The organism is Dickeya undicola, assembly GCF_000784735.1.
In the GTDB taxonomy this organism is placed as follows: domain Bacteria; phylum Pseudomonadota; class Gammaproteobacteria; order Enterobacterales; family Enterobacteriaceae; genus Dickeya; species Dickeya undicola.
The window spans coordinates 1-7,181 of the sequence record NZ_JSYG01000050.1 but is presented as its reverse complement, the minus strand read 5'-3'; the positions used below and the strand labels follow the sequence as shown (position 1 = coordinate 7,181).

Annotated in this window: 1 protein-coding gene; it reads left to right on the top strand. The window is 69.2% G+C overall.

The features are described from left to right. Nucleotides 1-64: 64 nt before the first annotated feature. A partial coding sequence (locus OB87_RS19095; RefSeq protein WP_033570956.1) for a two-partner secretion domain-containing protein occupies nt 65-7,181 on the top strand: 7,117 nt, incomplete at its 3' end.

The following is a 7,181-nucleotide window of genomic DNA, read 5'->3' as shown; positions in this document are numbered from 1 at the left end:
GCGGCGAAGGACGGCCGGGGGCGCGGGTCGCTGACGCGCACCGATATAGACGTCGCAGCGGGTGATGGTGTGGGTGCTGGTGTGGCTGACGGGGCTGCAGCCGGTGCTGCCGACGCTGGCGGCGGGGGTGACGGTGGCATCGGGGAGCACGACGCTGGACGCGGCGGGCAACGGGGTGCCGGTGGTGAACATCGCCCCCCCGAACGCGGCGGGGCTGTCGCACAACCGCTATCACGACTTCAACGTGGATAACCGCGGACTCATCCTCAACAACGGCACCGCCCAGCTCAATCCAAGCCAGCTGGGCGGGCTGCTGCAGAACAACCCCAACCTGAACGGCCGCGCGGCCGCGGCCATCCTCAACGAAGTGGTGTCGCCGAACCGCAGCCAGCTGTCAGGCTACCTGGAGGTGGCCGGTCAGGCGGCGAACGTGGTGGTGGCGAACCCGTACGGCATCACCTGCAGCGGGTGCGGCTTTCTCAACACCCCGCGAATCACCCTGACCACGGGCACCCCGCAGTTTGACGCGGCGGGGGGGCTGAGCGGGCTGGCGGTGCGCGGCGGTGACATCCGGATAGACGGGGCGGGGCTGGACGCGAGCGGGAGCGACTACTTTGCGCTGATAGCGCGCACGGCGAGCCTGCAGGCGGGGCTGACTGCGCGGGACGTGCAGGTGGTGCTGGGCACGAACCGGGTAGGGACGGACGGCAGCGTGACGGCGCAGGGGGCGGACGGGGCGTTGCCGGTGCTGGCGCTGGACACCGGGTCGCTAGGGGGCATGTACGCCCACCGCATCAGTCTGGTGTCGACGGAGCAGGGGGTGGGGGTGAACACGGCCGGGCTGAGTGCACGGCAGGGTGACATCCGGCTGTCGGCGAACGGGCGGCTGCAGGTGGGCAGTGCGATAGCGCAGGGCGACCTGACGGCGCAGGGCGTGACCCTGGCGCTGCAGGACCAACAGCAGGCACAGGGCAGCATCGCGCTGGGCGGGACGCAGGGCATCACGCTGACGGGGAGTCAGACGCGGGCGGGCCGGGAGCTGACGCTGGCGAGCGACGGGCGGATAACGGCGGACGGCGGACGGCTGAGCGCCGGGGTGAGTGACGACGGGGCGGTGCAGCCGGGGTACGGTCTGACGCTGAGCGGGTCGTCACTGGCGCTGGGGCAGTCGCAGCTGGCGGGCGACCGGGTGAGCCTGAACAGTACGGGGGCGGTGAGTCAGGCGGCGGGCGGCGGCTGGCAGGCGGGCGGCGCGCTGACGGTGAGCGGCGGAGCGCTGACGCTGGACGGTGACGCGGGGGCGCAGACGGTGGCATTGCGCGGTACGCAGCTGAGCGGCGCGGGGCGGTGGCAGGCGACGGGGGACCTGACGCTGGACGGGGCGGGAGAGGTGCAGTGGGACGGCACCCTGCTGGCGGGCGGCGGGCTGACGGTGAACGCGGGGTCGCTGAGCAACCGGGGCACAGTGGCGGGCGGGACGGTGGGGCTGACGACGCCGGTGCTGGACAACCGGGGCACGGTGAGCGGGCGGCAGGTCAGGTTACAGGCGGGGCAACTGAGCAACCGGGGCACACTGTCGGCGGACGCGGGGCTGGCGGTGCAGGCGACACGGGTGGACAACGGCGGGTCGCTGCTGTCCGGCGGCGGGATGACGCTCTCAACGGGCGACATGGACACGGCCGGCCAGCTGACGGCGCAGGGGCTGTCGCTGAGCGCCGGGCAGTGGCGCAACAGCGGGGCAGTAAGCCTGGACGGCACGCTGACGGCGACGCTGGACGGGCTGACCAACAGCGGCACGTTGGCGGCCAACGGCGACACCCGGCTGACGCTGGGCCAGCTGACCAACAGTGGCGGGCTGTCGGTGCGCGGGGCGCTGACGGTGGATGGCCGTGAGCTGTACAACGGCGGGCAACTGGCCTCACAGGGGGCGCTGACGCTGAGCGGCAATTACGACGGCGCGGGCAGCCTGAGCAGTGAGGGCGCACTGAGCCTGCGTGGCAACACCCTCACCAACGACGGCGGCAACTGGCAGGGCAAGACGATAGCGGTCACCGGTCAGCAGATGGACAACCGGGGCACGCTGAGCGGCGGTCGCGTCACCCTTGAAGGCGGGCCACTGACCAACAGCGGCACCGTCACCGGGGTGGAGGCACTGACGGTGACCCTGCCCGGCACGCTGACCAACCGCGGGCGGCTGGAAGGGCAGACGCTGAGCGTGACGGCAGACCAGCTTGACAACAGCGGCACCCTGCTGGGGGTGGACGCGCTGACGCTGGCGATTACCGGCACGGCGCGCAACCGGGCGGACGGCCAGTGGCTGAGCAGCGGGCTCAGCCGGCTGACGGCGGGCGCGCTGGACAACCAGGGCCAGTGGCAGTCCGGCGCGATTGACGCCACGGCGGACAGCGTGCGCAACGCCGGCCAGCTGCTCGGCCTGTCGGCGCTGACGCTGACGACAACCGGCGCGCTGACCAACAGCGGCACCGGTCGGCTGCTGACGCAGGGGGCGGCGGTACTGAACGCCGCCACGGTGGAGAACGACGGCGGGTGGCAGTCCGGCAGCCTGCTGCTGACGGCGGCCAGCCTGCGTAACGGCGGGCAGATACAGAGCGACGGCACGCTGACGGCGATGCTGGACGGGCTGACCAACAGCGGCACGCTTGCCGCCAACGGCGACACCCGGCTGACGCTGGGCCAACTGACCAACAGCGGCGGGGTATCGGTGCGCGGGGCGCTGACGGTGGATGGCCGTGCGCTGCACAACGCCGGGCAACTGGCCTCACAGGGGGCGCTGACGCTGAGTGGCAATTACGACGGGGCGGGCAGCCTGACCAGCGGCGCGGCGCTGCGCCTGCGCGGAACCACCCTCACCAACGACGGCGGCAACTGGCAGGGCAAGACGATAGCGGTCACCGGGCAGCAGATTAACAACCGGGGCACGCTGAGCGGCGGTCGCGTCACGCTTGAAGGCGGGCCACTGACCAACAGCGGCACCGTCACCGGGGTGGAGGCACTGACGGTGACCCTGCCCGGCACGCTGAGCAACCGCGGGCGGCTGGAAGGGCAGACGCTGAGCGTGACGGCAGACCAGCTTGACAACAGCGGCACCCTGCTGGGGGTGGACGCGCTGACGCTGGCGATTACCGGCACGGCGCGCAATCAGGCGGACGGCCAGTGGCTGAGCAATGGCGCGGGCCGGCTGACGGCGGGCGCGCTGGACAATCAGGGCCGCTGGCAGTCCGACGCGATTGCCGCCACGGCGGATACGGTCCGCAACGCCGGCCAACTGCTCGGCCTGTCGGCGCTGACGCTGACGGCCCGCGGCGCGCTGACCAACACCGCCACCGGCACACTGCTGACGCAGGGGGCGGCGGTGCTGCGCGCGGCGGCGGCGGAGAACGACGGCGAGTGGCAGGCCGGCAGCCTGCTGCTGACGGCGGACAGCCTGCGCAACGGCGGGCGTATCGCCGGCGACGGCGGGCTGCATATCACGCTGCCGGTCGGGGACGACGACCCGCGGCGCACCCCGCGGCGGGCGGTGCGGCAGCTGGCGCAGGATGTGCAGGCGGTCAGCCTGCCGGCGGGCAGCCTGAGCAACACCGGCACGCTGGTCAGCGGCGGCGACAGCCGGCTAACCGGTCGCCGGCTGGACAACCAGGGCACACTGTCGAGCGGCGGTACGCTGTGGCTGACGGCCGGCGACACCACCAACGGCGGCCGACTGGAAAGCCGCACCCTGCAACTGGTCGGCAACCAACTGAGCAATGGCGGCACGCTGCTGGCGGAGCAGGGCGGCGTGCTGAACCTGACCGGTGCGCTGACGGTGGGCGAACCGGGCCGGCTGCTGAGCAACGGCGACTGGCAGGTGCAGGCCGGCGCGGTGACCAGCCTGGGGGGCTGGCAGGGGCGTAACCTGCTGCTGACGGCGGATTCGCTCACCAACGGCGGCACGCTGCTGGCGGCGAACGACGCCACGCTGACCCTGACGCAGGGCTACAACGGTGGGGCGGGCAGCCGGGTGCTGGGCAACGGCCGGGTAACGGTGACGGCCGACACGCTGACCAACGGCGGGCGGCTGGTGGGGCTGTCGCAGCTGGAGGTGACCAGCCGGGGGCAGCTGAGCAACACCGCCGATGGCGCGCTGCTGGGCAACGGTACCGCCACCGTGACGGCGGCGGCGCTGGACAACGCCGGGCAGATACAGGGGGACGCGCTGACGCTGCAGGCGGGGACGGTGGACAACGCCGGCCGGGTGCAGGGCACGTCGGCGCTGACGCTGAGCGGGGTGTCGCGCTATACCGGCGGGGCCGGCAGTCAGCTGCTGAGCGGCGGCACGGCGGCGCTGGCCATCGATAACGCCGACAACGCCGGGGTGTGGCAGGCGGGGGCGCTGAATGTTACCGGCACCACGCTGACCAACGGCGGCACGCTGACGGGCCTGAACGGCCTGTCTCTTGACGCCGCCAGCCTGACCAATACCGGGCAACTGACCACCCAGGGCGAGGCGACGCTGCGCGGCCAACAGTTCGACAACGGCGGCACGCTGACCGCGCTGGGCGGCTTTACCGCGCAATACGGTGACGGTGTCACCAACCGGGCCGGCAGCCAGTTACTGAGCGGCGGCCGCGGCCGCCTGACCACCGGCACGCTGCTCAATCAGGGGCTGTGGCAGTCGGACCGGCTGACGCTGGAGGCGGCGACGCTGGACAATCAGGGTACGCTGCTGGGGGTCACCGACGGCGCGATACAGCTCACCGGCGCCTATCAGGGCGGGGCGGACAGCCGGCTGCTGGGCAACGGGGCGTTCAGCCTGACGGCGGCGACGCTGGACAACGCCGGGCAGATGCAGGCGCAGGACGTGACGCTGCGGGCGGCCCGCCTGCGCAATCAGGGCGGCATCAGCGGCGCCGGGCAGCTGAACGTCACGGTGGACAACCAGCTGGAGAACACCGCCGGGGCGACGCTGCTCGGCGGGGCGGTGTCGCTGAGCGGGGCGTCGGTCAGCAATGCCGGGCAGATACAGGGGGGCGGGCTGACGGTACAGAGTGGCGGCGTGCTGGACAACCTGGGCGGCGGGCAGCTGCTGTCGGGCGGGACGCTGACGCTGACCGCCGCGCAGCTGAACAACGCGGGCTGGGCGCAGGGCGCGGAGCTGCTGCTGAGCACCGCGCAGCTGGACAACGGCGGCACGCTGCAGGCGCAGAACGGGCTGACGCTGCACCTGCCGCAGTGGACCAACCGCGGGACGGTGCAGGCGGGACTGTTGGACATCACCACCGACGGGGCGCTGGAGAACCGGGGCACGCTGCTGGGGCTGACGCGGCTGGCGCTGCAGGCGGCGAGCCTGACCAACGCGGACGGGGCGCGGCTGTACAGCGCGGGCGGGCTGCAGCTGCGTACCGGGCAGCTGACGCAGAACGGTCAGCTGGCGGCGCTGGGCGACCTGCGGGCGGACCTCGGCAACCCGTTCACCCTGACGCGCACGCTGGCGGCGGGGGGACAGCTGACGCTGAACGTGACGGGCGACCTGGTGCAGGGGGGGACGCTGCAGGGGAACGGGGTGACGGTGAGCAGCACCGGCACGCTGACGCAGCAGGGCCGCATCGTGGCGGGCAGTGGCAACAGCACGCTGTCGGCGGCGGCCATCAGCCAGACCGAGAGCGGCACTATCCAGGGCGGCGGGCCGCTGAGTCTGCTGGCGAGCGGCGATATCACCAACCGGGGATTTATCGGCACGGCGGGCGACCTGCTGGTGCAGGCGGGGGGGCTGATAGACAACAGCAGCCTGCTGTACGGCGGCGGCAATCTGCAGTTGCTGTCGGCCGCGCTGGTGAACCGGTACGGGAACATCCTGGCGGGGAACAGCCTGTGGATACAGCGTGACGCGGCAGGCAATGCCAGCAGCAGCGTGCTGAACAGTTCGGGCACCATCGAGACGCAGCGGGGGGATATCCGCATCAATACCGGCACGCTGACCAACCAGCGGGAAGGCTTGACTGTTACTGAGAGCAGCAGTACGGCGGCGGACATGCCGGGCTGGGTCGGTGGAACGACGATTTATATTCCTGTTGATTGGTTTAAAGATGGTGAGCTTGCAGCTTATGAAGCCAACTCATATCCAAATAGAGAAGGTGGATCGGATCTTGAGGATATACATCACCTACCGTTCCCAGTTAGGGAAGAGTTATTAACGTTAACATTCAGTACCTCATCCAAGAATGTCACTGTAAATTCAACTAATGCTCAAGGGGTTATTTCTTCCGCTGGAGACATAAATGTTACCGCCGCATCATTAATTAATGATGCCTCTGTGATTTCTTCAAAAGGGAATATTTATCTTTCCGGAGGAATGCTGAGAAATAGTTCTTATCATTCTGGCTCTTTGTCAGAAAATCTGGTGTATGAGTATAAATCAAGCGAATATGACTTAAATGTTTTAGGCATGGCTCCTATCGAATGGCTTCAAAATGTAATTAAAGGCAATTATCGATGGGATAATAATGTAGATTATTTTGATTATCTCAGGGAGTATGGAATAAGTTTCATTAATAGAGATCGGTATGACAGTGATACTGTTCGATATTTATTAAAAGACAGACAAATCATATCCACCCCTGGCCAAACCTACGCCGCCACCATCCAGGCCGGCGGCGCGATAACCGCTAATTTCTCGCAGAATATCAGCAACACCAATTTACAGCCGGGCAGCGGCGGCTTTATCCCGTCGATTGCCACACCCACACTCAGTGGCGTAACTGCGCTGACCCCGGTGGGGGCACAGGCCGACCGCGGGCTGGGCGGGGCGGCCGGTAACGTCACGACTACCGCCCTGGGCGGCGCCGGCAGCGTGGCGCTGGCCGGGCAGGCGGGCAGCCTGAATGCCGGTTACGGTGCGGTCACCCGCGATACCCCCACGTCTTCCGGCAGTCCGCTGACCCCGGTGGGTATCGGCTCCGGGCTGAGCGCCGCCGCCGGCGTGCCGGTGGCCGGAGCCAGCCTGACACCGCTGTCGGCCCTGCCGTTCGGCCAACTGCAGGCGGCGCTGACCCAGGGGCTGACGCCGCTGTCCGGTCCGTCGCTGACCGACTACCCGCTGCCCACCAGCCAGAACGGGCTGTTCGTGGCGGATACCGCCAGCGACAGCCGCTACCTGATACGCACCAACCCGACGCTGAGCCAGC